Below are 26,305 nucleotides of genomic sequence, written 5' to 3' on the forward strand. Positions count from 1 at the left end.
CCCATTATGGCTCGACCCCTCGCCGACGGACCCGCGACGGGGCCGTCGGCGACGGATCCGTCGATCCCCACCGCTCGGCGTCTCGGCGTTCAGAGGCTGCGCGCGGGGATGGTCTTCGGGCGCCACGCGGCCCGCGTCTGCTCGAAGCGTGTGATGGCCTCCTCGTCGCGCAGCGTGAGGCCGATGTCGTCGAGTCCCTCGATGAGCCGCCAGCGGGTGTAGTCGTCGACCTGGAACGCGAACGTCTCCGTGCCGGCGACGATCGTGCGCGCGACGAGGTCGACCGTGACCTCCAGGCCGGGCTGAGCATCCATGAGGGCCCAGAGACGCTCTACCTCGGACTCCTCCACCTCGGCGGCAAGGAGCCCCTGCTTGCCACTGTTTCCTCGGAAGATGTCGGCGAAACGTGCGCTCACGACGACGCGGAAGCCCCAGTCGCGGAGGGCCCAGACCGCGTGCTCGCGGCTCGATCCCGTTCCGAAGTCGGGACCGGCCACGAGGATCTGCGCTCCGGCGAACTGCGGCTGGTTGAGCACGAACTCCGGGTCCTGACGCCACCCGGCGAAGAGGGCGTCCTCGAAGCCGGTCTTCGTGACGCGCTTGAGGTACACCGCCGGGATGATCTGGTCGGTGTCGACGTTGGATCGCTTGAGGGGCATGGCGACCCCGGTGACCGTCTCGAACTTCTCCATGGCCTTATGCCTCCAGATCCGACGGGCTCGACAGTGTTCCGCGCACGGCGGTGGCGGCGGCGACGAGCGGAGAGACGAGATGGGTCCGACCGCCCTTGCCCTGGCGGCCCTCGAAGTTCCTGTTGCTCGTCGAGGCGCAACGCTCTCCCGGCGCGAGCTGGTCGGGGTTCATGCCGAGGCACATCGAGCACCCAGCGAACCGCCACTCGGCACCGAAGTCGAGGAAGACCTTGTCGAGACCCTCGGCTTCGGCCTCGAGCCGCACACGAGCCGACCCCGGGACGACCATGACGCGGACGTGCTCGGCTTTCGTGCGCCCCTCGATGACGGACGCGAAGGCGCGGAGGTCCTCGATGCGGCTGTTGGTGCACGACCCCATGAAGACGGCGTCGACGGGGATCTCCTTCATCGGCGTGCCGGCTTCGAGGTCCATGTACTCGAGCGCGCGCTCGGCCGCCGCTCGCTCGTTGGCATCGGTGATGGCTTCCGGGTCGGGGACCGACTGGCTGAGCGAGACGCCCTGGCCCGGGTTGGTCCCCCACGTGACGAACGGTTCGAGCTCGTCGGCGTCGAGGAAGACCTCGGCGTCGAAGGCGGCGCCCTCGTCCGTCGGCAGGGTGCGCCAGTACTCGACGGCCTCGTCCCAGTCGGCGCCGCTCGGCGCGTGCGGGCGGCCCTTGAGGTACTCGAACGTCGTGTCGTCGGGAGCGACCATGCCGGCTCGCGCGCCCGCCTCGATCGACATGTTGCAGATCGTCATGCGACCCTCCATGGAGAGCTGACGAATAGCGGATCCGCGGTACTCGAGCACGTAGCCCTGACCGCCGCCCGTGCCGATCTTCGCGATGACGGCGAGGATGACGTCCTTCGCGGTGACGCCCGGCTTCAACGTGCCCTCGACGTTGATCGCCATCGTCTTGAACGGCTTGAGCGGCAGGGTCTGCGTCGCGAGGACGTGCTCGACCTCGCTCGTGCCGATGCCGAAAGCCATCGCCCCGAAGGCGCCGTGGGTCGACGTGTGCGAGTCGCCGCAGACGACGGTGATGCCGGGCATCGTGAGTCCGAGCTGCGGGCCCACGACGTGCACGATCCCCTGCTCGACGTCGCCGAGGGAGTGCAGCCGCACACCGAACTCCTCGGCGTTGCGCCGGAGCGTCTCGATCTGCGTCCGGCTCGTGAGGTCCGCGATGGGCTTGTCGATCGCGAGCGTGGGGGTGTTGTGGTCCTCCGTTGCGATCGTGAGGTCGAGTCGCCGAACGGGCCGATCCGCGAGGCGCAGGCCGTCGAAGGCCTGCGGGCTCGTGACCTCGTGCACAAGGTGCAGGTCGATGTAGAGGAGGTCGGGGGTGCCGTCCTCGCCCTTCTTCACGAGATGGTCGCGCCAGATCTTCTCGGCCAGCGTGAGGGTGGTCTTCTCGGCGAGAGTCGGTCGAGCCGCATCCGTCTCGGGTGTCGCGGAGACGGGCGTTGTGGATGTACTCATGGTTTCGGTCCTTCTTCGATCGGATCCGGCCACAGCAACCTCCGCGACGAGGGAGGCCAGAGCGTCAGGCCTCGTCGCGGCGACGAAGGAGGAGGGACCGATCGAGCAGCATCGTCACAGAATAGCACCCGTCAGCGCGCGGATCCCTCGTCGTCCGACCGTGGGGCGCGGGGCGTCTGATCCGACTCCGAAGCGTCGACGGCGGATTCCACGCGGTCCTTCTGCGCGCCATCGTCGTCCGCTTCCGCGCGCTTGTCACGTGCGCCGTGCGCCAGGCTCGCGAGCGTCGCGACCGTCATCGACGCGATGATCACGACGAGCGACACCCACGTGCTGATCTCGGGCGCCCATTCGATGTGCTCCCCGCCGTTGATGAACGGCAGCTCGTTCTCGTGCATCGCGTGGAGGAACAGCTTCACGCCGATGAAGGCGAGGATGAAGGCGATCCCGTAATGCAGGTAGCGCAGACGGTCGAGCAGCCCGCCGAGCAGGAAGTACAGCTGGCGGAGTCCCATGAGAGCGAAGACGTTCGCGGTGAAGACGATGAACGGGCTCTGAGTGATACCGAAGATGGCGGGGATCGAGTCGATGGCGAAGATGAAGTCGGTCGTTCCGATCGCGATGAAGACGACGATCATCGGCGTGAAGTAACGCTTGCCGTCGATCGTCGTGCGGAGCTTCGAACCGTCGAACTCGTCGTGCACGCCGAGCTTGCGGCGCAGGAAGAGGGTGAACCTCGTCTCGCCGTCGTCCGCGTCGTCGTTGTCGGCGAAGGCCTGCCGGTAGGCGGTGATGAGCAGGAAGATGCCGAAGATGTAGAAGACGAACGAGAAGTTCGCGATGATCTGCGCACCCAGGAGGATGAAGATCCCGCGGAGCACGAGGGCGATCACGATCCCCACCATGAGCACTTCCTGCTGGAACTTCCGGGGCACGGAGAAGCGGGCCATGATGATGACGAAGACGAAGAGGTTGTCGACGGACAGGCTGTACTCCGTGAGCCATCCGGCGACGAACTGCCCAGCGAACTCGCCCCCGGCGAACGCCCACATGAGGCCGGCGAACACGAGTGCGAGGCTCACGTAGAACACCACCCACAGCGTCGCCTCCTTGAAGGACGGGATGTGGGGTCGCTTGACCACGTAGAGCAGGTCGAACAGCAGGATGAGGCCGAGGGCGATGTACGAGCCGATCTCGAACACCAGGGGAAGCTCGGGGTGCACGGGTGCCTTTCAGGACGAGGGAGGATGCGCGAACCGGAGGAAGACGATCACTCACGGCAGCGGTCCAGTGTACAGCCGCCAAGAGGCCCAGCCTCCGGCTCCCGTTTCCGGTCGGAAGGGGGCAGAATGCGGGGCCTCTCGTGGCGCTCCTACCAGGCGCCGACGTTCCCGGCTATGCCGTCGATGCTCTCGAGCATCTCCTCGAGCGGCGGGCCGAGGTTCTGCATCCCGCTGATCCACACGCCGTCGCTCAGGACGTGGACGGCCGTCAGGTCGTACTCGCCCTCCTGGGTTCCCACGATCGCGTAGACGTCGCGTCCGTCAGCGTCCGAGAGCGTGAAGCCGTCGGCCTCGAGCTGGGCGACGACCGCCGTGGTCTGTTCCGCCGAGACGGCCGCGACCGTGTACTCCTGTCCGGAACCGTCCAGACCTCCCTGTCCGGCCTCGCGGTCCTGGAAGATGTAGGTGCAACTGGCTCCCCCGGCGTCGACGAGGAGGTCGAGGAGCTCCGGGTACCGCTCCCGATCATCGGTCGCCTCGGGCTCGGGGCCGGCGGTGTTGACGGCATCGATGGGGTACTCCGAGGTGACCGGGTCGAAGATTCCGTCGGTCATGGCGTCGCACGTCGTCGGCAGCGCGAAGGAGGAGGTCGGCTCGGGGGTTCCGACGCCACTCGGCGCCGGTGTCGCCGACGCGGATGTCGAAGGGGTCTCGGACGAGGACGCGCCCGTCTCGGACGGCTCCGCCGCGCACGACGCGAGAGCGAGGAGGGAGAGGAGGACGAGGGCGATGCGACCGCGCGGAGGCGCGGAGCGGGGGGTGAGGATCACGGTTTCGACTCTATGGCCGGGGCCGACGCCCGACCATCACGATCGTGTGACGGTCGGGCGTTCGGGTCAGCCCTCGGCGGCGCGCTCGGCGGCCACGATGCGGGCGAGTTCCTCGCGCCGCTCGCGCTGTGCGACCGGATCCGGCACCGGGAGCGACGCGAGCAGCCGCCGCGTGTACGGATCGGAGGGGGCCCCGAGGACCTCCTCGCCGGTCCCCTCCTCGACGAGTCGACCGCGGTAGAGCACCGCGATCCGGTCGGAGAGGATGTCCACCACCGCGAGGTCGTGGCTGATGAAGAGCGCGGCGAATCCGAACTCGGCCTGGAGCTCGGCGAAGAGCTCGAGGACGCGAGCCTGGACGGACACGTCGAGAGCGCTCGTCGGTTCGTCGGCGACGAGGAGCTTCGGCTCGAGGGAGAGCGCCCGTGCGAGACTCGCCCGCTGGCGCTGCCCGCCGGAGAGCTCATGGGGGAAGCGATCTCCGAACGCCTTCGGCAGCTGCACGGCCTCGAGCAGCTCGTCGACGCGCTTCCGCGACGTCGTGGCGTCGAGGTCCGGCCGGTGCACCGAGAGCGGCTCCGCGACGGCCTCCGCGATCGTCAACAGGGGGTTGAAGCTCGACGCCGGATCCTGGAAGACGAAGCCGATGTCTTTCCTGATCGGGGCGAACCGGCGCTCACGCACGCGGTTCATCTCCACACCGAGCACGGTGAGCGATCCGGAGGTCACCTGTGTGAGTCCGGCGATCGCGCGCCCGATCGTCGTCTTGCCCGAACCCGACTCGCCCACGAGACCGACGACCTCGCCGGCGCCGATCGTGAGATCGACACCGTCGACGGCGACGAATCCGGGACGACCGAAACGGCCGGGGTACTGGATCCGGAGATCGCGGGCTACGACGATCGGCTCGGCCTCCGGATCCACGGGGGCTCTCCGTTCCGCAGCCTCGAGCTTCTGCCCGATGCGCGGGACCGCGGCGAGCAGTCGCTTCGTGTACGGGTCCGTCGGCGCGGAGAAGAGCGTCTGGACGTCTGCCTCCTCGACGAGCTCGCCCTGGTACATGACCGCCACGCGGTCGGCGAGATCGGCCACGACACCCATGTTGTGCGTGATGAGCACGATCGAGGCGCCGAACTCGTCGCGACAGCGGCGCAGGAGGTCGAGGATCTCCGCCTGCACCGTGACGTCGAGCGCCGTCGTGGGTTCGTCCGCCACGATGAGCCCGGGGTCGAGGACGAGCGCCATCGCGATGACGACACGCTGCTTCTGCCCTCCCGAGAACTGGTGGGGGAAGTAGTCGACGCGCGACTCGGGCTCGGGGATCCCCACGCGACGCAGAATGTCGATCGCCTTCGCGCGAGCGGCCTTGCGGCCGAGCTTCGGGTCGTGGGCCTTCAGTCCCTCGGCGATCTGCCAGCCGACCGTGAAGACGGGGTTGAGGGCGGTGGACGGCTCCTGGAAGACCATGGAGACGTCGGACCCGCGCAACTGACGGAGCGTCTGACCCGAGACCGAGATGACGTCGTTCTCGCTCGCCCCGTCGCGGCTGCGGAGGACGATGGCCCCCGATGCCGTTGCGGTGTCGGGGAGCAGGCCGAGGATCGACTTCGCGGTCACCGTCTTGCCGGAGCCCGACTCCCCCACGATGGCGAGCACTTCGCGCTCCCCCACTGTGAGGCTGACGCCGTCGACGGCCTTGACCGCACCGGCGTCGGTCGAGAAGGAGACGTCGAGGTCGGAGATCGTGAGCACATCGGTCATGGTCGTCCATCCGTTCCGTCGATGATCGAGGGGTCGATGCTGCCTCCGGGCACCACCGAGGTCTCCGCGACCGCGCCGTCGTCCGCCTTCACGGACCGCCGCCCGCGGAGACGGGGATCGGAGAGGTCGTTGAGACTCTCTCCGACCAGGGTCACGCCGAGCACGGTGAGCACGATCGCGATCCCCGGGGGCACCGCCGTCCACCAGATGCCGCTCGACACGTCAGCGATCGCGCGGTTGAGGTCGAAGCCCCACTCCGCGGCTGCGGTGGGTTCGATGCCGAACCCGAGGAAGCCGAGACCCGCCAGGGTCAGGATCGCCTCGGAGGCATTGAGGGTGAAGATGAGCGGCAGGGTCCGCGTCGCGTTCCGCAGGACGTGACGGGTCATGATGCGGGTGTGGCTCGCGCCGATCACACGCGCCGACTCGACGAACGCCTCGGACTTGATGCGGACCGTCTCCGCGCGGATGACGCGGAAGTACTGCGGGATGAACACGACCGTGATCGAGATGGCCGCCGCGAAGATCCCGCCCCACAGGCTCGACTGTCCACCGGAGATCACGATCGACATGACGATCGCGAGCAGCAGCGAGGGGAACGCGTAGATCGCATCGCACACGACCACGAGGACGCGGTCGAGCCAGCCGCCGAAGTATCCCGACACGAGGCCGAGGATGACTCCCGCGACGATCGAGAGCGCCACGGCGATCACGACGACGCCGAGGGCGGTCTGGGCGCCCCAGACCACGCGGGAGAACACGTCGAACCCGCTCACGGTGGTGCCGAGGAGGTGCGCGGCGCTCGGCGGCTGCTGCGTACCGAACGTTCCGTCCTCGTCGCTGATCTGGCTGAAGCCGTAGGGCGCGATGAGGGGCGCGAGGAAGGCGGAGAGGACGAAGACGGCCGTGAGAACGAGGCCGGCGACGAGCATGAACCGCTGGATCCCGACGCTCTGCCTGAGCTGTTTGACGACCGGGAGCCGGTCGACGAGGCGCCGTCTCGGCGCCCGCTGCGTGGTGCTTGTCATGTCAGTACCTCACCCTCGGATCGATGAGCGCCGCGATGATGTCGACGAGGAAGTTCGTGACCGCGACGATCACGGCGAGGAGCACCACGATGCCCTGCACGGCGACGAAGTCGCGAGCCTGCAGGTACTCGGACAGTTGGAACCCGAGCCCCTTCCACTCGAACGTCGTCTCGGTGAGCACGGCGCCGCCGAGGAGCATCGCGACCTGCAGCCCGATCACCGTGATTATCGGGATGAGGGCCGGCCGGTACGCGTGCGTGCGGACCAATCGGAGTTCGCCGACACCGCGCGATCGGGCCGCGTCGACGTAGTCGGTGCCGAGGGTCCCGATCATGTTCGTGCGCACGAGTCGGAGGAAGACTCCGGCCGTGAGCAACCCGAGGGCGAGCCCCGGGAGCACGGCGTGCTGGAGCACGTCCCCCACGACCTCCGCGTCGCCCGTGCGGAACGCGTCGACGAGGTAGAACCCCGACCGCTCGTCGAGGAGCGCGAACTGGAGCTCGGAACTCGTGGAGGCGCGACCGGAGACGGGAAGCCACTTGAGCGTGACGGCGAAGAGGAGCTTCAGCAGGAGACCGGCGAAGAACACCGGCGTCGCGTAGAACAGGATCGCGAGGACGCGCAGGATCGCGTCGGGAGTGCGGTCGCGGAAGTACGCGGCGACCATACCGAGCGGGATGCCGACGATGAACGCGACGATGAGCGCGTAGAACGCGAGCTCGACCGTGGCCGCTCCGTAGACGAAGAGAACCTCGAGGACGGGTCGGTTGTCGGAGAGAGTCGTGCCGAAGTCACCGGTGAAGATCTGACCGAGGTATTCGACGTACTGGACGAACAGGGGCCTGTCGTACCCGGCGGCGGTGACGCGCTCGGCGAGCTGGTCTGCCGTCAAACGGCCGCCGAGGGCCGCCGTGATGGGGTCGCCCGTCGTCCTCATGAGGAGGAACACGAGGGTGACGAGGATGAAGATGGTGGGGAGGATCAGCAGGAATCGGACGAGGATGTAGCGGGTGAGGCTCGATCCCGCCTGTCGTGCTTTGCGTGGTGTTGCCGCCGAGGCCGGCGACGTCGCCGGATCATCGGTGCGGGCTGGGGCGTTCAGAAGAGGACCTCCGGAGTGGGAGCGGTGAAAAGCCGGGGTGGCCGCTGACGGCCACCCCGGCACTGTAGTTCAGATCGACCGGGCTACCGGTGGATCAGCCCTTGGTGATCGGGGCGAAGCGGAACTTGAACGACGCGTCGAGTGTCGTCCCGCTGATGTCGGAACCGACGACCGCGACCTGGGCACCCTGGAGGTAGGGGATCGTGGACAGCTGCTCGGCGACCTTCTGCTGGATCTCCTCGATCGCGGCCGTGCGCTCGGCCGGGTCGACGATCGACGCCTGCTCGAGGATCAGGTCGTTGACCTCGGGGTCCTCGTAGTGGTTGCCGAGGAAGTTGTCCGTGAGGAAGAACGGCGTCAGGTAGTTGTCCGCGTCCGAGTAGTCCGGGAACCATCCGAGCTGGTAGAGCGGGTAGACGTCGGTGGTGCGGTCCTCCGAGTACTGCACCCACTCCGTGGTCTGCAGGTTCACGGTGAACAGGCCGGACTCCTCGAGCTGGGCCTTGATCGCGGCGTACTCGTCTCCCGACGAGGGACCGTAGTGGTCGTTCGAGTACTGCAGGCTGAGTTCGACGGGCTCGTCGATGCCTGCGTCGGCGAGGCGTGCCTCGGCCGCCTCGACCGAGGGCCCACCGTCGCCGTCGCCGTAGAGCTCCTTGAGGGGCTCGGTCGCGCCGGTCAGTCCTTCGGGGACGAAGGAGTAGAGCGGGGTGTAGGTGCCCTTGTACGTGTCCTCGGACAGCGCATCGCGGTCGATCAGGTCCGCGACGGCCTGACGCACGGCGAGGGCCTTGGCCTCGTCGGCCTCGGGGGTAGCGGCACCGAACGGCTGGGTGTCGAAGTTGAAGACGATGTAGCGGATCTCCCCGCCGGGTCCCGTCTCGACACTCACGTCGTCGTTGCCCTCGAGGTCGGCGATGTCGGTCGCGGACAGGCTGCGGTGCGCGACGTCGATCTCGCCCTCCTGGATGGCGAGCTTGAGGTTCGAGGAGTCGGCGAAGTACTGGAGCACGACCTGCTCGTTCTCGGCCGCGCCGAGGGCGCCCATGTAGTCGGGGTTGGCCGCGAAGGAGATGAGGTTGTTGAAGTCGTAGCTCTCGATCGTGTACTGGCCGGCGAAGGCGCCGCCGTCCACGATCTCGTCGTCGCTCGTGAGCGCGTCGGCCGCGAAGACGTCCTCGTCCACGATCGGGCCGGCGGGGCTCGACAGGATCTGCGGGAACACCTGATCGTTCTCGCTCTTCAGGTTGAAGACCGCCGTGAGGTCGTCAGGGGTCTCGACGCTGTCGAGGTTGTAGAGCAGCGACGACGGACCGTTCTGGTCCGCGATCGCGAGCTGGCGGTCGAAGGTGAACTTCACGTCGGAGGACGTGAGCTCGTTGCCGTTCGCGAACGTCAGGCCTTCCTTGAGCGTGACCGTGTACTGGGTCGGCGAGGTGAACTCGGCCGACTCGGCGATGTCGGGCTCGACCTCGGGGCTGCCGTACGGGGTGTTCATGAGGAACGGGAACACCTGGTTCATGACGGCGAACGAGCCGTTGTCGTACGAACCGGCCGGGTCGAGGACGGTGACCTTGTCGGTGGTGCCGACGGTGATGGTGCCGGAGTCCGTGGAACCGCCGTCATCCGAACCGCCGGCGCAGCCGGCGAGGATGAGGGCGGCACCGGTGGCGCCTGCTGTGATGGTGAGGAGGCGCGCTCGACGCCTGGATGCGGATGTCATCGATCCGTCATTCCTTCCTGGTGGGGGATGGCGTGGGCGCGCGAACGATCGCGGCGCACGCCGCTGTGATGTACCAGGTCTAACACACATCGTTCTCTCAGCCGCCGCCTGAGGGAGCGCTCTCACGGTAATTAATCCGATCGAAATACACGCGACGGCGTCCGTCCGCCCTCGGGTAGCGACAGCGCCCCGGAGCTGGGAAGGCTTGGAAGCCCGGTCAAGAGACCTGCGAGAGACCGACCCGCACAGCGTGACCCGCGGGGCCGTTGGCTCTGGTAAACGCCTGACTCTGGTAAACGCCGTTGACTCTCGGGTAAACGCCTGACTCTGGTAAACGCCGTCGACTCTGGCAAACGCCGTTGACCCTAGTAAACGCCGTTGACCCTGGTAAACACAGAACCCTCCCGGCGCAGGCGCCGAGAGGGTTTCGTGTTGCTGTTTCTGTCCGATTGCCGGACGAATATCCACCCGAAAGGGTCTTCTTCGTCATGGGCTCGTGACCCCAACGGGATTTGAACCCGTGCTGCCGCCGTGAGAGGGCGGTGTCCTAGGCCGCTAAACGATGGGGCCGTAAAACAACGAGATTGAGTATGACACACCATTCGGGGGTGCACCAAATCGGCTCACGTGAGCACCCCGAGAGCCCCCTTCTCGACCGAGATCAGGACGGGCAGCGGGCCGATCCGCTCCCCGTCCGCGTAGGCCACGATGGGCTCGTCGCACTCGATGCGGATGACGGACCCGGAGTGGAACGACACCACGTCGAGACCGACGTGACGACCGGCGAACACCCGGGGGAAGAGGCGCAGGAACCGGATCCGTCCGAGGGGTGCGACGACGAGCGCGTCGAGCGTCCCATCCATCGGCGACGCGAACGGGACGATCCGCATCCCGCCCCCGATCGATCCCAGGTTGGCCACGGCGAGCAGCACGGACTCCACGTCGTGTGCGACCCCGTCGACCGTGAGTCGATAGCGACGCGGGCGCAATCGCGCGAGTTCGAGGAGGAGAGCGACGGTGTAGCGGTGGGGGCCGCGCGGGAACCGCAGGGAGTTGGCCCGTTCGTTCACGAGGGCGTCGAACCCCGCCGAGACCGCGCAGAGGAATCGGCGCGGCGGAGGGGGTGACGTGCCGTCCTCCGCCTCGGACGCGCCCGGCGGCATATCGGCGCCGGACTCCGGTGTGATGACTCCGACGTCGGTCCGCCGCGGTTCACGCTCGAGCGCGGCGATGAGATGATCGCACGCGGCGGCCACGGAGCCGAGGGGGATGCCCAGCTCGCGCGCGGCATCGTTGCCCGTGCCGGCCGGCACGATACCGAGAGCGACCGCCGAGCCGGCGAGCACGTCGACGGCGAGGTTGACGAGACCGTCTCCCCCGACGACGACGAGCGCCTCCACTCCCCCGTCACCGACGAGCGCGACGAGCCGTTCCCGGAGCGCCCGCTCAGAGGTCGCGGCGGCGACCGTCACCTCGAATCCGGCGGCACGGAGGGAATCGACGACCACGGGCGCGACGTGCACGCTCGCACCACCGGCCGCGGCGGGGTTCACGGCGACCGCGATCGTTCGGATTCTCGTCGACACGGTCGAATTATCGCATCGACCCCGATACCCCTTGCCGCGCGCGCCTCTCACCGCTTGGCTGGGGGTATGCAACTCACCAAGCTCGAACACGCCGCCCTGATCCTCGACGAGGCCGGTCGGCGACTCTTCATCGATCCCGGTGCCTTCACGACGGCCATCACCGACGGCACCCGCGCGGACGCGATCGTGATCACCCACGAACACCCGGATCACTGGACGCGCGAGCAGCTCGACCGCATCATCGCTGCGAGTCCTGGGGTCACGGTCTACGCCCCTGCCGGTGTCGCCGCGGCGGCCGGGGACCTCCCCATCACGGTCGTCGCGCACGGCGACGAGGTCACTGTCGGGTCGTTCCGTCTCCGCTTCTTCGGGCGGAAGCACGCCGTGATCCACGAGTCCATCCCCGTGGTCGACAACGTCGGCGTCCTCGTGAACGAGGCGCTGTACTACGCGGGCGACTCCTTCACCGTCCCGGACGGGGTCGACGTGAATGTGTTGGCCGCACCCGCCGGCGCCCCCTGGATGAAGGTCTCCGAGACGATCGACTACGTGCTCGCCGTCAAGCCGAGGCACGCCTTCCCCACCCACGAGATGGTCCTGTCCCGCGCGGGCAAGGACATGTCGAACGCGCGGCTCCAGTGGGCCACCGAGCAGGGAGGCGGCACCTTCCACGCCCTCGAGCCCGGGGACGTCCTCTCCATCTGACGGGACCGCGCCGAACCGGCGCACCACAGCGAGACACGCGGCCGCGACCATCGGGGCCCCTGGTGGCCGCGGTCGTGCACCTGCCTCACGGCCGCCCGTTCGTCAAGGTCTGTCCGGGCTCCGGGGCGCCGCCTAGCGTTGATCCCTCGACGAGGAGGTCGACCGGTATGAGGGACACGGCCGCGAGCGATAGGGTCACGAGCGACAGGGCACGCTGGAGCAACCACGACATCACGTCCGATGGGCGCATCGTCGAGGAGTGCGTGGGCGCCGCGGACAACGATCGTCGGGTCGTCTGGTACGACGAGCGTGGCCGCGTGGCACACGAGGAACGTCCGCGGCGATCCCCCACTTCCGGCGAGCGGCTGCGGTCGGCCTGACACGGAGTCAGGACCGACCACCCACTCGACGCACCACGCGTGGGTGGTCGGTCCCTCGGTCGACGATTGTGGGACGGGAGAGTGATCCCGCCAATGCGTTGACAAGACGATGCGGCGTCTGTCAAGGGGGGTGTTAGACTGGTTACACACCGGTGGTCAAACAGCGTGCCATCGCCTTCTCTTCATCTTCGACGAGGCCACCCGTGTCAGTTCTCACCCCGGACGCTGTGTTCGCTCACCAGCCGTCTGCGCACCAGCCGACCGATTCTCAACGGTTCCGTGCCACCACGGTTCGCGCGATCACGATCCGGCGTCCGAGCGGCGCCGCGTCGTGCACGCGGGCTCGCTCCTCAGCGACACCCCCCGCCGCCCCGAGTTCCGACGATCTCGTCCACGGGCACCTCGCTCTCGCCGAGGCACTCGCCGAGAGGTGGTCGTCCCGCAAGAGTGATCGACTCGACCTCAGACAGGTCGCGTACGTCGGCCTCGTCCAGGCGGCGCGACGGTTCGATCAGCAGCGCGGGATGTTCGCGTCGTTCGCGGCGTCGCACATCCGCGGGGAGCTCATGCACTACCTGCGCGACGACTCCCGGGTCATGCGCGTCCCCCGCGCGGTCGTCGCTGCCGCTGGCCCGGGGGGCGTCCCCGCTCCCCTGTCGCTCGACGCCGCCGTGTCGGTGGACGGGGAGGCGGTGCCGCTGTCCGCGACGATCGGAGACTTCGACCGTCGACTCGACGCGAGCGAGACGCGGGTCCCGCTCTTCGGCGCCCTCCGCTCACTGTCGGAGGATGCGCGCCTCGTGGTGTACCTGCGCTACTTCGAGGACCTCACGCAAGCCGAGATCGCTCGTCGGACGGGCTCGACGCAGAAGGCCGTCTCCCGCTCGCTCGACGCGTCGCTCCGAGCTCTTCGACAGGAGCTGACGGGGCCTCCTCCACGTCCTCGAGGGCCGCGAACAGGTCCCCGCTGACGACGTCCTGCGCGACGGAGACGAGCTTCGAGTTGTGGTGCTGCGAATAGCGGCGCAAGAGCGAGAACGCCCGGCCCTCGTCGACGGAGAAGCGCTCCATGAGGATTCCCTGGGCCTGCCCGATGACCTTCCGGCCGTCGAGGGCCTTCTCGAGGTTGTCCTCTGAGCGCACGTTCGCGAGTGCGATGGACGCGTGTCGACCGAAGATGCGGGCGACGGCCTCGTCGGTGTCGTCGAGCGAGTGCGGCGCGACCGAGAACAGGTTGAGCGAGCCGATCACCCTGTCCTTGGTGACGAGAGGGACGCTCACCATGGACCGGTAACCCAGACGGGCGAGTCGAGGCCCGTAGGTCGGCCACCGCGGATCGTTCGCCGTATCGGGCACGACATAGCTGCCCAGCGTCTCGATGGAGGAGATGCAGGGCCCTTCCCCCAACTCGTTCTGGAGCTCGTCGGCCTCCCACACCCGGTCGCCGGTGGCGGCCGCCGTGCGGATCTTCCGACCCTCGAGCAAGTGGATGCCCACGTCGTCGCACCGCACGGCGTCGCGCGCGTACTCGACGACGACCTCGACGGTCGCCTCGGTGTCGGGCTCCGCCTGCAGATCGAATGCGAGTCGTGCGAAGTACTCCGCGCCTGGTTCACTCATGTCCCTCATGATGCCGCACGCGCCGGGCTGCGGCCACTCTTGGGCGCGACCCGACGGCTTCCGCCGGCGACGGGGTCGTCTCCGGCCGGCACCTCGGGGACGTCCTCGAGGTTGAGGCCCATGACCGAGTGACTCGCAGACATCATGCGGTCGAGCCACTCCCGATCGAGGTTGGCCGCGCGGCTCCCGAAGAACGTGAAGCCGAGGTTGACCCCATCGGTGATCCAGAGCGAACTGCGCCCGCCACCGTTGTGCGCGTGGTGATCCCACGAGAGCAGGAAGCTCTCTCGGCGGCGCAGCTTCTGCGCGATGACGACCCGCAGATGGGCGAGGATCCGGTCGTCGAACTCGTAGTCGCCGGTGCCGTACTTGAGCGTTCCCATACAGGTCTCCTGGAATTCCGTGACGCGGCCTGTCCCCGTCATTCCCCCTGTACCCACGGCCGAGTCGTCCTAGACACCGATCCGCGATATTTCTCAGAATCCATTCGGAGATCCCGGGAGCCACGGATGACGGCCGACACGTCCTGGCCATTCGGACGGGGTGGACCGTTCTCACGGCCGGGGTGCGCGGAGGCCGCGGTCACGAGTCTGGATACATGAACACGAATCAACCAGATGCCCTCGAGGCGAGAGGACTGCGGAAGCTCTTCCGCGGGGTCCTCCGCGTCGACGACGTCAGTTTCACCGTCCGTCCCGGCCGTATCGTCGGACTCCTCGGCCCGAACGGAGCGGGCAAGACCACGACGATCCGGCTCCTCCTCGGCCTCGCTCAGCCCGATTCCGGCGATGCGCTCGTGCGGGGAGAGCGCTTCCGCGACCTCGATGCCCCCGCGCACGCCGTCGGCGCGGTGCTCGACGCCGGTGGTCTGCATCCCGGTCGGTCAGGACGCGAGCACCTCCGGATCGCCGCTGCACGCTCGCGTGTACCCGTGGCCCGTGTCGATGCGGTCCTCGCCGAGGTCGGCATGACACGGGACGCTGATCGTCGCATCTCCGGATACTCCCTCGGCATGCGGCAGCGGATCGCCGTAGCCGCGGCTCTGATCGGCGAACCCCGGAGCCTCGTCCTCGACGAACCAGCCAACGGCCTCGATCCGGCGGGAATGCAGTGGCTCCGTCACCTGCTCCGCGCCTTCGCGGACGCGGGCGGGGCCGTGCTGCTGTCCTCACATCTCCTTTCCGACGTGCAGGAGATCGCTGACGACATCGTCGTCCTCACAGGTGGACGGGTCGTCGCCGACACGACCCTCGCCGACGCGCTCACGGACTCCGGGGGCCGGCTCGAGGACTACTACCTGGGGCTCACGGGCACCGGAACGGGAGTGCGCTGATGTACCGCGCCGAACTCATCGGAATCCGGTCCGTCCTCGCGACCCGTGTCGCCGCGATCATCGCGATCGTCGGACTCGTCGTCACCCAGCTCGCCGTCGTCACGCTGCTCCCTGCCCTCGCCCGGGGCGACATCGGTCCGGGCGCCGAGGAGCTCGGCGGAGACCTCCCATCGTTCGATCTCGGTTCGAGCGCCGATCAACTCGGTGCGCTGAGCCCGCTCGGCAGCACCAGCGGTACGGGCTCTCTCGGGGCGGTCGTCATCGCGGTCGTCCTGCTCGGTGTGCTCGCCGGAACGAGCGACTTCCGCTTCGGCGGCATCGTCGGCGCCGCTCTCGCTTCACCACGACGTGGTCGCATCCTCGCCGCCAAAGCCGGTGCCGTCGCGACCGTCGGCGCCGTCCTCGGGATCGTCCTCGTCGGCGTGAGCACGCTCACGCTGATCGTCGGTCTCGCCGCCCGAGGTCTGCCGCTGGCGATCGACCCCGTCGGGGCCATCGGCGTCGTCGGGCGTGGGGTCCTCGTCGTGCTCCTGCTCGCTCTCCTCGGCCTCGCGATCGGCGTCGTCGCACGCAACCAACTCGCCGGCGTCCTCGTCGCGCTCGCGGTCCTGGTCCTCGAGCCGATCGTTCAGGGGACGGCCGCACTCGTCTCCGGCACAGCACCCGTCTGGACCCAGTTCCTCCCCGTCGCTCTCGCCCAGGCCGCGATCGGTGCCGGTCCGGCGCCAGTGTCCCCCGCCGTCGCGTCGATCGGTCTCGTCGTCCTCTCCGTCATCGCCCTCGGAGCGGCCGCCGTCGACCTGCGACGCCGCGACGTCTGAGCGCGGGCTCACCATTCCCCCGCCGAACCCCACCGATCACACATCATCGATCCCTCGACACGTTCAGGAGAAGAACAATGACCGATCAGACCCCCTCACCTGCATCCACTCCCCCCACCGCCGGCCGGCGTCGCGGGCGCCGCACGATCGCCGCGGTGGCCGTCCTCGGTCTCGCCGCCGGCGCCGTGGCGATCGGCGCCTGGTCCCGCACGGCCGACGCCGACCCCGCACCATCGGCGCTCGAGAACAGGCTCCAGACCCTCGTCGACGCCGGCTACCCCGGGGTGCTCGCCTCGGTCACGGCCCCGGACGGCACACGGACCGATGTCACCCTCGGCGAGGGCGACATCACCACGGGCGATTCGCCCCCGATGGACGGAGAGATCCGTATCGCGAGCAACACCAAGATGTTCACGGCGACGATCGTCATGCAGCTCGTCGAGGAGGGCACGGTCTCCCTCGACGAGCCGGTCGACACCTACCTGCCGGGACTCATCACGGGTGACGGTATCGACGGCACGGTCATCACCGTGCGTCAGCTGCTGCAGCACACCTCCGGTCTGCCCGAGTACGCGGACCAGATCGCTGCCGACGCCTTCGGTGCCCAGGAGACCTACATCTCGCCGCGCGACATGCTCGACGTCGCGCTCGACCGGCCTGCCGTCTTCGCCTCCGGCTCGACCTGGGAGTACAGCAACACCAACTACCTCGCCCTCGGGCTGCTGATCGAGCGCGTCACCGAGCGGGCTCTGCCGCACCAGGTCGACGAGCGGATCGTCGAGCCTCTGGGGCTCGAGCACACCTACTTCCCTCAGCCCGGTGAGACGGAGCTCCGCGGGGAGCACCCGCAGGGATACCACGCGGACGTCCCCGGGGAACTGCGACCGATCACGGACATGGACACGTCCTTCGCCTGGGCGGCCGGGGCGATCGTCTCCACGCCCAGCGAGCTGAACACCGTCATGCAGGCCATCCTCGGCAGCGACCTCGTGAGCGCGGAGAGTCTCGCGGCTATGCAGGACGCCGTCCCGGCGGGTAACGAGCTCGCCGAGGGCACCGCGTACGGCCTCGGGTTGGAGAGCCACCCGCTCAGCTGCGGCGGGATCGCCTGGGGACACGGCGGCGACATCCCGGGCACGCAGACGCGCAACGCGGTCGGTCCGGACGGGACGGCCGTGACGATCGCCGTCACCTCGCTACCGTGGGCGGTCGTCGATCCCGCCGACGACGAGAAGCTCACCGAGCAGTACCGCATCGTCATCGACGCCCTGGATGAGACGCTGTGCGAGAAGTGATCGAGACGCTGTGCGAGAAATGATCGAGACGCTGTGCGACGACTGACCGTCTCGATGCGCACGCGGGGTGCCGGAGCGCGAGCGCTTCGGCACCCCGCATGGTTGACTCGTCGCATGGCGAGCGCTCACCGGACCGAGGACAGGACGTCCTCGCCGCGGTCCCGCATCGTCGAGCTGCTCCCACCCGTCCTCACCCTCGCCCTCGCGATCGGATACGTCGGTCTCGACCTGACCGACGGCTTCGCCGAGCCGGTCGCCGGTACGATCCCCCCGCTCGTGCGCGGCGGTCTCGTTGCAGTGCAGGCCCTCGCTCTGCTCGCGCGATACCGTCGCCCCGCCGCCGTGTTCGCCGTCGTCGTCCTGCTCGATCTCGTCATCCTCGTCACGAGCGCCGGCGAGCTCGGCACGGGAGCATTCGCCGTGATGGTCGCCGTCTACGTCCTCTCTCGGCGGGTCCCCCGGCGCCGCGGGTACGCGACCATCGCGATCGGGGCCGCTGCGACCGCGATCGTGAGCATCGCCGCCGGCTCCGTCTCTCCCGAGTTGACACCACTCGACGGCGTGTTCGTCGCTCTCGTTCGAGTGATCGTCCAGTACGCCGTCCCCGCGGCGATCGGCGAGTATTTCCTGGGACGCGAACGCCTGGCCGACGCCCTCCGCACCCAGGCCGAGTCCGTGGAGCGGGAACGGATCGAACGCGATCAGCGCGAGGTGCAGGCGGGCCGCACGGCTCTCGCTCGCGAACTCCACGACATCGCGGGCCACCACCTGTCCGGCATCATCGTGAGCGCACAGGCGGCCTCAGCCCTCACCCGGAGCGATCCGGACCGTGCCCGCGAGACGCTCCTCGCGCTCCAGGACGACGCCCGCACCGCGCTCGCCGATCTGCGCCGTACCGTGGGCCTCCTCCGGCACGACGACCCGTCCTCCGACGGAACCGCCGCTGCTCCGGTCGCGGCGCCCTCGATCGCGCGGGTCGCCGCGCTCCTCGATGACGCCCGCTCGCGCGGCGTCACGGTCCACGACGTCCTGATCGGTCGTCCGCGTCCTCTCGGTCCCCTCACGGAGACGGCCGCCTACCGCATGGTCCAGGAGTCCCTCGCGAACGCCGTCCGGCATGCTCCGGGCGCGACCATCGACGTCCGCATCGAATACAGTTCCGATGCCGTCCGGCTGACGGTGACGAACGGACCCCCGGCGGACGCAGCGGCGGCAGGGAGGGCGACCGCCACGACCGCCGACCCCGGTGAACGGGAACGGTACGGTCTCGCCGGGATGGAGGAACGAGCCGGGCTCGTCGGCGGCACGCTGACCACCGGGCCCACCGCGGACGGCGGCTGGAGCAACAGCCTGCTCGTACCGGCACCCGAACGAGGAGGAACGACATGATCCGACTGCTCATCGCGGACGATCAGGCGGTCGTGCGGGCAGGCCTGTCCGTCGTGCTCGGCGCCGAGGATGACATCGACGTCGTCGGCGAGGCGATCGACGGCGCCGACGCCGCCCGACGCGCCCGCGAACTCCGGCCCGATGTCGTGTGCATGGACATCCGCATGCCCGGCACGGACGGGATCGAGGCAACACGGCGCATCATGGCGGATCCGGACAACACCGCCGGGGTCCTCATCCTCACCACCTTCGACGTCGACGAGGACGTGTTCGCCGCCCTCGGAGCCGGCGCCGCCGGCTTCCTCCTCAAGGGGTCGGACGAGCGGACGCTCCTCGAGGCGATCCGTTCCGTCGCAGCGGGTGACGGCACCCTCGATCAGCGCCTCACCCGCCGGATCCTCCGCGAGTTCACCGAGCGGCGCTCACCCTCCCGGGTGTCCGCTGATTCTCCCGCCGCTGCGGGCGTGTTGACCGCCCGCGAGCTCGACGTCCTGCGCCTCCTCGCGGAGGGACTGTCGAACGCGGAGATCGCCGACAGGCTCTTCGTCGAACCGACCACGGTCAAGTACCACCTCGCGAGCCTGCTCCAGAAGACCTCATCGCGCGATCGACTGCAGGCGGTCCTCTGGGGTCTGCGCGAAGGCGTCGTCGCCGTCTGACGAGTCGAACCCGGTCGGGTTCGTCCCGACCCGTTACGGTCGACTGAGGTCGTCGGGATGGAACGCGCGGAGCTCCTGCGTGCAGCGGCACCCCGCGGCGACGCGGGCGGCCCACTGCACCGCCTCCTCCCGCGTGGCCACGTCGATGACCGTGAATCCGCCGGTCAAACCGACCGTCTGCGGATAGGTCCCGGTCGACACGGCGTTGTCCGCACCCACCCGCACGGGCGGCGTACCCTCGTCGATCCCGCCGGCGAAGACGAGCACGCCAGCGTCTCGCATTTCGCGGACCACGTCGTGCGAGGTGTCCACGACGATCGCGAAGTCCTCCTCGGAGAGCACCATCGCCTCGCTGGGGAAGGAGATCAGGTAGTGCGTCATCATCGGCCTCTCGCTCGCCGGACGGATCACCGTCGACCATTCCGTCCGGTTGAGACGATTATGCCGCCGCAGCCGCACGTCGCGGTAGCGTCGGAGAGCGCACTGCGGCACATCGGAGGAGGAACGCATGGAGCACGTCGACACGATCGTGATCGGGGCCGGGGTATCGGGCCTGACGGCTGCTCGCCTCCTCATGCAGTCCGGTCGCCGCGTGGTCGTGCTCGAGGCCCGCGACCGCCTCGGGGGGCGCGTCTCGACCGACCGGAGCGATGGCCTCGTCACGGACATGGGTGCCTCCTGGATCCACGGTGTCACCGGAAGCTCCGTGTCCGAGGCCGCCGTGGCCTTCGGAATCGACACCGTCGAGTTCACCGTCGGCGGGTACCAGGTGGACGGACGCCCGATCGCGTACTTCGACCCCGACGGCGCGCGGCTGAGCGACGAGGAGGCTCGCCTCTTCGCCTCCGACGTCCACGCGCTCGACGCCACGCTCCTCGACGTCATCGCCGCCTCGGCCGCCGACGACTCCTATCGTGACGTGACGGAGGCCGCGCTCGCCCAGCAGGAGTGGGACCCGGAACGCACGGGACGCGTGAGGGAGTACCTCCAGCACCGCACGGAGGAGCAGTACGGCGTCTGGATCGATGACCTCGCCGCCCACGGCCTCGACGACGACGTGACGGACGGAGACGAGGTGGTCTTCCCCGACGGCTACGACCGTCTCCCCCAGCACCTCGCAGAAGACCTCGATGTACGGCTGGAGCACGTCGTCTCCCGCATCGATTGGGGGGATAGCGGGGTGACCGTCTCGACCGACCACGGAACGTTCACCGCCGCGAACGCGGTCGTCACGGTTCCTGTCGGTGTCCTGCAGTCGCAGGACCTGGTCATCGATCCCCCGTTCCCGGAGCCGAACGCGGGAGCGCTCGGCCGCCTCGCGATGAACGCGTTCGAGAAGGTGGTCCTGCGCTTCCCGACCGCGTTCTGGGACGACGACGTGTACGCGATCCGGCAGCTGGGGCCGGAGGGTGAGATGTGGCACTCCTGGTACGACCTCACACGGCTCCACGGCGACCCGACGCTCCTGACGTTCGCCGCGGGTCCCGCGGCGCGCGAGATCCGCACCTGGGACGAGCAGCGCGTCGTCGACTCCGTGCTCGTGCAGTTACGCCGCTTGTATGGCGACCGCGTCGAGGAGCCCACGAGCGTGCGGATCAGCGCGTGGCAGGACGACCCCTTCGCTCGCGGCTCCTACGCCTACATGACGGTGGGGTCGACCACGGCCGACCACGACGACCTCGCAACACCCATCGGCGGCGTGCTCCACATCGCGGGAGAGGCCACCTGGACCGACGACCCCGCGACGGTGACGGCGGCCCTGCACTCGGGACACCGCGCCGCAGAGAACGTGCTCGGGCGCGCGATTCCGATCGAGGACGCGTGGTCCCGTGAAGAAGACCCACGACCGATGACGCCCTAGACGCAGAAAATCCCCCGACCTGTGACGGCGGAGGACACTGAGCGCGAAGACACTTGCTGGGGTACCTGGACTCGAACCAAGAACAACTGAACCAGAATCAGTCGTGTTGCCAATTACACCATACCCCACCGGTTCGGGACGTTGCCCCGACCGACATCCAACAATAGCTCACGAAGTGAGCTCCCTCCAAACCGGCGGACCGGCTCTCAGGACGACGCGCATCCGACTGGGCTGACGCACTCTGCGACGGTCAGACGAGCCCGGCGTTCTCGGGCATGGAAGCACGGCGGCGCGCGGCGGTGACGTCGGTGAGGATCCCCCCGGCGACGGCGGCTGCGTGACCCGCCGCGACGACGAGCTGCTGCGGGCCGGGCGGGGTGACGTCACCGGCGGCGTAGAGGCCGGGAACACTCGTCCGACCGACGGCGTCCGTTCGGACGAGACCGAGGTCGTCGCGAGCGAGCTCCGTGCCGATCGGTTCCAGGTACGCGAGCGTCGCCTCCCAGCGGGGGCGGACGAACCCGCCGGAACGCGGAACCGTCTCCCCCGTGTCGAGCGTGACGCCGGTGAGACCCGAGCGGTCGCCGTCGAGGGAAACGATCGGCGCGTGCTCGACGCGCACCCCCGCAGCCTCGAGGTCCTCACGATCCGTCTCCGACACGGCGTCCACGCCGGCGCCGTTCGTGAACACGACGACGTCGTCCGTCCACTGCAGGGTGCGCCAGGCGACGTCGGCCAGGTCGTCCGTCTCACCGATGACGGCGAGGGCCTCGCCGGCCTTCTCGTAGCCGTCACACGTGAGACAGCTGTGCAGGCTCGTGCCGTAGTAGGCGCGCATGTTCGTGACGTCGGGAAGCGTCTCCGCGAGCCCCGAGGTCACGAGCACATGCGTGGCCGTCACGTCCTGGTCCGGAGCACCACGGACCCCCGTGGCGCGGACGCGGAACCCGTCGTCGTCGCGCTCGATCGAGGTGACGAGCGCGAACGCGACCTGCGCCTCGTCGTATCCGTCGACCTCCGCACGGCCGAGAGCACGCAGCTCGTGCGGCGCGATACCGTCCCGCGTGAGGAAGCCGTGCGACACGAGGGTCGCGGAATGGCGCGGACGATTGCTGTCGAGGACGAGGACGCGCAGCCGCGCTCGCACGAGGTTGAGCGCGGCGGAGAGACCGGCCGGTCCCCCGCCGACGACGACGACGTCCCAGTCGCTCATGCCGAGATCCGCGTCCTCAGGCGCTCGATGCGCGCGAGCGAGTCGTCCCGACCGAGGAGCTCCATGGATTCGAAGAGCGGCGGAGAGACGCGTCGACCGGAGATGGCGACGCGGACCGGCCCGTAGGCGACGCGCGGCTTCAACCCGAGTCCCTCGACGAGACCACTCGCGAGAGCCGTCTGGATGGCCTCCGTGCGCCAGTCCGACTCGGGGATGGCCATGAGGGCCTCCGTCGCCGCGGCGAGCACGTCGCCGGCGTTCACGGGAAGGCCGGCGATCGCGTCGTCCGCGTGCTCGAGTTCGTCGGCCGTGACGAAGAGGAAGCCGAGCATCCCCGGCGTCTCGCCGAGGAGGCCGACACGCTCCTGCACGAGAGGAGCCGCCTCCACGAGGAGGGCGCGCTGCTCCGCCGTCGGCTCGCCGGCGAAGACACCGGCATTACGGAGATACGGGATGGTGCGCTCGGCGAAGTCCGCGGTGTCGAGCAGGCGGATGTGGTCGCCGTTGATGGACTCGGCCTTCTTGAGATCGAATCGCGCGGGGTTGGGGTTCACGTTCTCCACGTCGAACGCCCCGACCATCTCGTCGAGGCTGAACACGTCTCGATCGGCCGAGAATCCCCAGCCGAGCAGCGCGAGGTAGTTCACGAGACCCTCGGGGATGAAGCCCCGGTCACGGTGGTGGAAGAGGTTCGACTCGGGATCGCGCTTCGACAGCTTCTTATTGCCGTCGCCCATCACGTACGGAAGGTGCCCGAAGCGGGGAACGGCCTCCGTGAGACCGATGTCGACGAGAGCGTGGTAGAGCGCGATCTGCCGCGGAGTCGACGAGAGGAGGTCCTCGCCGCGCAGGACGTGGGTGATGCCCATGATCGCGTCGTCGACCGGATTCACGAGCGTGTAGAGCGGCTGACCGTTCGGACGGACGACGACGAAGTCGGTGAAGGAGCCGGCGGGGAAGGTGATCTCCCCCCGCACGAGATCGTCGAACGACAGGTCGACGTCGGGCACTCGGAGCCGCAGCGCCGGCTGACGACCCTCCGCACGGAAGGCGGCCCGCTGCTCCTCGGTGAGATCGCGATCGGCGTTGTCGTAGCCGAGCTGCTTCGCCCGGCCGGCCGCCTCGTTGCGCGCGTCGATCTCCTCCGCGTTGGAGTAGCTCTCGTACACATGTCCAGCGGCGACGAGCTTGCCGATCACGTCGGTGTACACATCGGCTCGCTGCGACTGGCGGTAGGGGCCGTGCGGTCCTCCCACGTCGATGCCCTCGTCCCAGTCCAGGCCGAGCCACCGGAGGGCCTCGAGGATCTGCTCGTAGCTCTCCTCGCTGTCACGGGCGGCGTCCGTGTCCTCGATGCGGAAGACGAACGTCCCGCCGGTGTGGCGGGCGTAGGCCCAGTTGAACAGGGCTGTGCGGACGAGGCCGACGTGCGGAGTACCCGTCGGAGACGGGCAGAACCGGACGCGGACGTCGGAACCGGTGGCGGAGGAGAACGGAGGAGCGGTGAGGGCAGACATCGCTCACATTCTATCCGCGCCGGGATGCCTCGTCCGGGGTGGGCTCGTCGGGGGTGGGCTCGCTGGCATCGACGAGACCCTCCCGCCTCGACCGCGACACGACGAGGAAGCCCGCGGCGACCACGACGGCGACGATGGCGAGGGACGCGAGCGCGAGCCCGCCGTAGCCGATCTGCGCGAGCACGACTCCCGCGAGCGCGCCGGCGGCGGCCCCGCCGAGGTTCATCGTGAGGTCGGTGCGCCCCTGGACGCGCGGGCGATCGGCCACGGGCGTCGACTCGGTCACGAGGGCCGAGCCCGCGATCGTCGACGCGCTCCATCCCACCCCGAGGATCACGAGTCCCGTTCCCACGAGAACACTGTCGTGCGCTCCGACGGCCGCCACGACGAGGGCCACCGCGAGGAGGAGCTGACCCAGGAAGACGAGCCGGATGCGACCGAACCGATCCGCGAGCCACCCGAACACCGGCGAGAGCGCGTACATCCCCGCGATGTGGAGGCTGATCGTGAAACCGACGACGGCGTCCGCATCCCCGTGGTGGTGCAGCTGGAGCGGAGTCATCGCCATGACCGCCACCATCACCGCGTGACTCAGGCTCACCGCGAGGATGGCGAATCGGCGGAACGACGCCGACGGCGCGACCCCTGGACCGACCGGTCCGCGACCGGAGCCGCCCTCCCGTGCGCGACGGCGACTCTCGAGCAACGGGTCGGGCCGCAGCCCGACGAGGTAGACGGTCGCGGCGAGGAGGCCGCTCACGATGCTGAACAGGAACGGTCCGGTCCGATCGGGGAGTCCGAGCGCCGCACCGAGCACGGCTCCGGGGCCGACGAGGTTGGGGCCGAGGACGGCTCCGATCGTCGTCGCCCAGACCACGACTGACAGATCGCGGGCTCGCGTCGTCGAGTCCGAGAGATCCGTCGCGGCGAAACGAGCCTGCAGCCCCACCGCCGACCCCACACCGACCAACAGGAACGACGCGAAGAGCCACACCGCCGACGAGGACGCGACCGCACCGATCGTCGAGGCGGCTCCAAGCGCGCTCAGGAGAACTCCGCTCGCGAGCGCCGTGCGGCGCCCTGTGCGGACGGCGAGTCGTGCGAGCGGCACGGCGGCGATCGCCGCCCCCAGCGTCAGGAACGTCGACGCGAGACCCGAGAGCGCCTCGGAGCCCGTGACATCCGAGGCGAGGAGGGCGCCGAGCGAGATGGTCGCACCCGCCGAGACACCGCCGAGGATCTGCCCGGCGACGAGCACGCCGACGATCCGGGGACGTACCCGGTCGCGGGCGACGTCCCCCGCGGTCACGAGCGGGGAGCGGCGACCGGGTTCGAGAGGCTGCCGATCCCGGAGATCGTCACCTCCACGACGTCACCGGCACGGATCGGGCCGACGCCGGCGGGGGTCCCGGTGAGGATGAGGTCGCCCGGGAGCAGCGTGAAGACGCTCGAGGCATAGGCGACGATGTCTTCGACCCCGTGCACCATGTCCGTGAGCGGACCGGACTGCTTGACCTCGCCGTTGACGGTCGTGGTGATCGTGCCCGACGCGACGTCGAAGTCCGTCTCGACGAACGGTCCGATGGGGCAGAACGTGTCGAAGCCCTTCGCCCGGGTCCACTGATCGTCCGAGCGCTGCAGATCCCGAGCGGTCACGTCGTTGGCGACCGTGTACCCGAAGATCACCTCATGGGCGCGATCGGCCGTGACGTTCTTGGCGATGCTCCCGATCACGATCGCGAGCTCGCCCTCGAAGTCGACCTGCGACGACTGGCGGGGTAGCACGATCGTGTCGCCCGGCCCGACGACCGACGTGTTGGGCTTGAGGAACAGCAGCGGCTCCGACGGCGGGGTGTCCCCACCCATCTCCTGGACGTGGTCGACGTAGTTCCGCCCCACGCCCACGACCTTCGAGCGCGGGATCGACGGGGCGAGCAGCGTCGCCTGGGCGAGCGGGACGCGCTCGCCCGTGGTGTCGAGGCCCTGGAACATGGGGTCGCCCCCGAGGACGACGAGGTCATCTCCGTCGAGGATGCCGAAGCGGATGGATCCGGACGTGCTGAATCGCGCGATCTTCATGCGAC

At 68.9% G+C, this 26,305-nt stretch carries 24 protein-coding genes, 2 tRNA genes and 1 pseudogene; 9 read left to right on the plus strand and 18 right to left on the minus strand.

Annotation, left to right across the window (positions count from 1 at the left end; genetic code table 11):
• Positions 1 to 89 precede the first annotated feature (89 nt).
• The 10 genes from leuD to ELQ94_RS15745 all read right to left on the minus strand — a co-directional run bounded on the left by leuD (position 90) and on the right by ELQ94_RS15745 (position 11,428).
• Complete coding sequence (gene leuD, locus ELQ94_RS15700; protein ID WP_127051312.1) at positions 90 to 692, minus strand: 3-isopropylmalate dehydratase small subunit; 603 nt, start codon at positions 690 to 692, stop codon at positions 90 to 92.
• Between the two features lie 4 nt (positions 693 to 696).
• Positions 697 to 2,175 (minus strand): 3-isopropylmalate dehydratase large subunit, encoded by a 1,479-nt coding sequence (leuC, locus tag ELQ94_RS15705; RefSeq protein WP_127051313.1) that lies wholly within the window; start codon positions 2,173 to 2,175, stop codon positions 697 to 699.
• A gap of 131 nt (positions 2,176 to 2,306) precedes the next feature.
• Positions 2,307 to 3,398 (minus strand): TerC/Alx family metal homeostasis membrane protein, encoded by a 1,092-nt coding sequence (locus tag ELQ94_RS15710; RefSeq protein WP_127051314.1) that lies wholly within the window; start codon positions 3,396 to 3,398, stop codon positions 2,307 to 2,309.
• A 149-nt stretch (positions 3,399 to 3,547) separates the two neighbouring features.
• Positions 3,548 to 4,228, minus strand: coding sequence for a hypothetical protein (locus tag ELQ94_RS15715; RefSeq protein ID WP_127051315.1), 681 nt, complete (start codon positions 4,226 to 4,228; stop codon positions 3,548 to 3,550).
• 66 nt (positions 4,229 to 4,294) lie between these two features.
• Entirely contained in the window at positions 4,295 to 5,989 is a 1,695-nt protein-coding gene (locus ELQ94_RS15720; protein WP_127051316.1) for an ABC transporter ATP-binding protein, read from the minus strand.
• Positions 5,986 to 7,017: an ABC transporter permease gene (locus tag ELQ94_RS15725; protein WP_127051317.1), complete on the minus strand. Its 1,032-nt coding sequence runs from the start codon at positions 7,015 to 7,017 to the stop codon at positions 5,986 to 5,988. Before ELQ94_RS15725 ends, ELQ94_RS15720 begins: the two co-directional genes overlap by 4 nt.
• Before the next feature lies 1 nt (position 7,018).
• Complete coding sequence (locus ELQ94_RS15730; protein ID WP_127051394.1) at positions 7,019 to 8,119, minus strand: ABC transporter permease; 1,101 nt, start codon at positions 8,117 to 8,119, stop codon at positions 7,019 to 7,021.
• A 94-nt stretch (positions 8,120 to 8,213) separates the two neighbouring features.
• On the minus strand, positions 8,214 to 9,842 hold the full coding sequence (locus ELQ94_RS15735; protein ID WP_127051318.1) for an ABC transporter substrate-binding protein: 1,629 nt from the start codon (positions 9,840 to 9,842) through the stop codon (positions 8,214 to 8,216).
• 497 nt (positions 9,843 to 10,339) lie between these two features.
• Positions 10,340 to 10,412 (minus strand) — tRNA-Glu (locus tag ELQ94_RS15740).
• A 53-nt stretch (positions 10,413 to 10,465) separates the two neighbouring features.
• Entirely contained in the window at positions 10,466 to 11,428 is a 963-nt protein-coding gene (locus ELQ94_RS15745) for a diacylglycerol/lipid kinase family protein (RefSeq protein ID WP_127051319.1), read from the minus strand.
• Between the two features lie 66 nt (positions 11,429 to 11,494).
• Between ELQ94_RS15745 and ELQ94_RS15750 the strand changes: the two genes are divergently transcribed.
• From ELQ94_RS15750 to ELQ94_RS17645, 3 genes are all read left to right on the plus strand, one after another.
• On the plus strand, positions 11,495 to 12,133 hold the full coding sequence (locus ELQ94_RS15750; protein ID WP_127051320.1) for an MBL fold metallo-hydrolase: 639 nt from the start codon (positions 11,495 to 11,497) through the stop codon (positions 12,131 to 12,133).
• Positions 12,134 to 12,300: 167 nt separating this feature from the next.
• A complete protein-coding gene (locus tag ELQ94_RS15755; RefSeq protein ID WP_127051321.1) occupies positions 12,301 to 12,513 on the plus strand; it encodes a hypothetical protein in 213 nt (70 codons plus the stop codon).
• A 203-nt stretch (positions 12,514 to 12,716) separates the two neighbouring features.
• Entirely contained in the window at positions 12,717 to 13,484 is a 768-nt protein-coding gene (locus tag ELQ94_RS17645; protein WP_243697071.1) for a sigma-70 family RNA polymerase sigma factor, read from the plus strand.
• A 10-nt stretch (positions 13,485 to 13,494) separates the two neighbouring features.
• On the opposite strand, the pseudogene ELQ94_RS15765 reads toward ELQ94_RS17645, so the two are convergent.
• Together ELQ94_RS15765 and ELQ94_RS15770 are read right to left on the minus strand one after the other, a co-directional pair.
• Positions 13,495 to 14,142 (minus strand): annotated as a pseudogene (locus tag ELQ94_RS15765) (ANTAR domain-containing protein); the annotation flags it as partial.
• Entirely contained in the window at positions 14,139 to 14,516 is a 378-nt protein-coding gene (locus tag ELQ94_RS15770; RefSeq protein WP_208007758.1) for a DUF7882 family protein, read from the minus strand. The gene ELQ94_RS15770 and the pseudogene ELQ94_RS15765, both read right to left, overlap by 4 nt.
• Before the next feature lie 215 nt (positions 14,517 to 14,731).
• Between ELQ94_RS15770 and ELQ94_RS15775 the strand changes: the two genes are divergently transcribed.
• From ELQ94_RS15775 to ELQ94_RS15795, 5 genes are all read left to right on the plus strand, one after another.
• A complete protein-coding gene (locus tag ELQ94_RS15775) occupies positions 14,732 to 15,466 on the plus strand; it encodes an ABC transporter ATP-binding protein (RefSeq protein WP_127051324.1) in 735 nt (244 codons plus the stop codon).
• Positions 15,466 to 16,287 carry a hypothetical protein gene (locus ELQ94_RS15780; protein WP_127051325.1) on the plus strand — a complete coding sequence of 274 codons (822 nt, stop codon included), beginning with the start codon at positions 15,466 to 15,468 and terminating at the stop codon, positions 16,285 to 16,287. The genes ELQ94_RS15775 and ELQ94_RS15780 overlap by 1 nt, the downstream gene beginning before the upstream one ends.
• Positions 16,288 to 16,364: 77 nt before the next feature.
• On the plus strand, positions 16,365 to 17,582 hold the full coding sequence (locus ELQ94_RS15785; RefSeq protein WP_127051326.1) for a serine hydrolase domain-containing protein: 1,218 nt from the start codon (positions 16,365 to 16,367) through the stop codon (positions 17,580 to 17,582).
• A 114-nt stretch (positions 17,583 to 17,696) separates the two neighbouring features.
• A complete protein-coding gene (locus tag ELQ94_RS15790) occupies positions 17,697 to 18,971 on the plus strand; it encodes a sensor histidine kinase (protein ID WP_166404873.1) in 1,275 nt (424 codons plus the stop codon).
• A complete protein-coding gene (locus ELQ94_RS15795) occupies positions 18,968 to 19,630 on the plus strand; it encodes a response regulator transcription factor (RefSeq protein WP_127051328.1) in 663 nt (220 codons plus the stop codon). Before ELQ94_RS15790 ends, ELQ94_RS15795 begins: the two co-directional genes overlap by 4 nt.
• A 33-nt stretch (positions 19,631 to 19,663) precedes the next feature.
• Here the strand turns inward: ELQ94_RS15795 and ELQ94_RS15800 are convergent, their stop codons facing one another.
• Complete coding sequence (locus tag ELQ94_RS15800; RefSeq protein WP_341807742.1) at positions 19,664 to 20,140, minus strand: YciI family protein; 477 nt, start codon at positions 20,138 to 20,140, stop codon at positions 19,664 to 19,666.
• On the opposite strand from ELQ94_RS15800, the gene ELQ94_RS15805 reads away from it, so the two are divergent.
• A complete protein-coding gene (locus tag ELQ94_RS15805; RefSeq protein ID WP_127051329.1) occupies positions 20,139 to 21,491 on the plus strand; it encodes a flavin monoamine oxidase family protein in 1,353 nt (450 codons plus the stop codon). The two genes, ELQ94_RS15800 and ELQ94_RS15805, sit on opposite strands and share 2 nt — an antisense overlap.
• Positions 21,492 to 21,547: 56 nt before the next feature.
• On the opposite strand, the gene ELQ94_RS15810 is transcribed toward ELQ94_RS15805, so the two are convergent.
• From ELQ94_RS15810 to ELQ94_RS15830, 5 genes are all read right to left on the minus strand, one after another.
• A tRNA-Gln gene (locus ELQ94_RS15810) sits at positions 21,548 to 21,619 on the minus strand.
• Positions 21,620 to 21,741: 122 nt separating this feature from the next.
• Positions 21,742 to 22,704: an NAD(P)/FAD-dependent oxidoreductase gene (locus tag ELQ94_RS15815; protein ID WP_127051330.1), complete on the minus strand. Its 963-nt coding sequence runs from the start codon at positions 22,702 to 22,704 to the stop codon at positions 21,742 to 21,744.
• Positions 22,701 to 24,221 carry a glutamate--tRNA ligase gene (gene gltX, locus ELQ94_RS15820; RefSeq protein WP_127051331.1) on the minus strand — a complete coding sequence of 507 codons (1,521 nt, stop codon included), beginning with the start codon at positions 24,219 to 24,221 and terminating at the stop codon, positions 22,701 to 22,703. Before gltX ends, ELQ94_RS15815 begins: the two co-directional genes overlap by 4 nt.
• 10 nt (positions 24,222 to 24,231) lie before the next feature.
• On the minus strand, positions 24,232 to 25,530 hold the full coding sequence (locus tag ELQ94_RS15825; RefSeq protein ID WP_127051332.1) for an MFS transporter: 1,299 nt from the start codon (positions 25,528 to 25,530) through the stop codon (positions 24,232 to 24,234).
• Positions 25,527 to 26,300 (minus strand): fumarylacetoacetate hydrolase family protein, encoded by a 774-nt coding sequence (locus ELQ94_RS15830; protein ID WP_127051333.1) that lies wholly within the window; start codon positions 26,298 to 26,300, stop codon positions 25,527 to 25,529. Before ELQ94_RS15830 ends, ELQ94_RS15825 begins: the two co-directional genes overlap by 4 nt.
• Positions 26,301 to 26,305 lie beyond the last annotated feature (5 nt).

This window comes from Labedella endophytica, assembly GCF_003990045.1.
Taxonomy (GTDB): Bacteria; Actinomycetota; Actinomycetes; order Actinomycetales; family Microbacteriaceae; genus Labedella; species Labedella endophytica.

Bases quoted from the DNA above. Each gene is read 5' to 3' on its own strand.
- leuD (WP_127051312.1), bottom strand. From the start codon at position 692: ATGGAGAAGTTCGAGACGGTCACCGGGGTCGCCATGCCCCTCAAGCGA.
- leuC (WP_127051313.1), bottom strand. From the start codon at position 2,175: ATGAGTACATCCACAACGCCCGTCTCCGCGACACCCGAGACGGATGCG.
- ELQ94_RS15720 (WP_127051316.1), bottom strand. From the start codon at position 5,989: ATGACCGATGTGCTCACGATCTCCGACCTCGACGTCTCCTTCTCGACC.
- ELQ94_RS15725 (WP_127051317.1), bottom strand. From the start codon at position 7,017: ATGACAAGCACCACGCAGCGGGCGCCGAGACGGCGCCTCGTCGACCGG.
- ELQ94_RS15735 (WP_127051318.1), bottom strand. From the start codon at position 9,842: ATGACATCCGCATCCAGGCGTCGAGCGCGCCTCCTCACCATCACAGCA.
- ELQ94_RS15750 (WP_127051320.1), top strand. From the start codon at position 11,495: ATGCAACTCACCAAGCTCGAACACGCCGCCCTGATCCTCGACGAGGCC.
- ELQ94_RS15755 (WP_127051321.1), top strand. From the start codon at position 12,301: ATGAGGGACACGGCCGCGAGCGATAGGGTCACGAGCGACAGGGCACGC.
- ELQ94_RS15770 (WP_208007758.1), bottom strand. From the start codon at position 14,516: ATGGGAACGCTCAAGTACGGCACCGGCGACTACGAGTTCGACGACCGG.
- ELQ94_RS15775 (WP_127051324.1), top strand. From the start codon at position 14,732: ATGAACACGAATCAACCAGATGCCCTCGAGGCGAGAGGACTGCGGAAG.
- ELQ94_RS15780 (WP_127051325.1), top strand. From the start codon at position 15,466: ATGTACCGCGCCGAACTCATCGGAATCCGGTCCGTCCTCGCGACCCGT.
- ELQ94_RS15785 (WP_127051326.1), top strand. From the start codon at position 16,365: ATGACCGATCAGACCCCCTCACCTGCATCCACTCCCCCCACCGCCGGC.
- ELQ94_RS15790 (WP_166404873.1), top strand. From the start codon at position 17,697: ATGGCGAGCGCTCACCGGACCGAGGACAGGACGTCCTCGCCGCGGTCC.
- ELQ94_RS15795 (WP_127051328.1), top strand. From the start codon at position 18,968: ATGATCCGACTGCTCATCGCGGACGATCAGGCGGTCGTGCGGGCAGGC.
- ELQ94_RS15805 (WP_127051329.1), top strand. From the start codon at position 20,139: ATGGAGCACGTCGACACGATCGTGATCGGGGCCGGGGTATCGGGCCTG.
- ELQ94_RS15800 (WP_341807742.1), bottom strand. From the start codon at position 20,140: ATGCGTTCCTCCTCCGATGTGCCGCAGTGCGCTCTCCGACGCTACCGC.
- ELQ94_RS15815 (WP_127051330.1), bottom strand. From the start codon at position 22,704: ATGAGCGACTGGGACGTCGTCGTCGTCGGCGGGGGACCGGCCGGTCTC.
- gltX (WP_127051331.1), bottom strand. From the start codon at position 24,221: ATGTCTGCCCTCACCGCTCCTCCGTTCTCCTCCGCCACCGGTTCCGAC.
- ELQ94_RS15830 (WP_127051333.1), bottom strand. From the start codon at position 26,300: ATGAAGATCGCGCGATTCAGCACGTCCGGATCCATCCGCTTCGGCATC.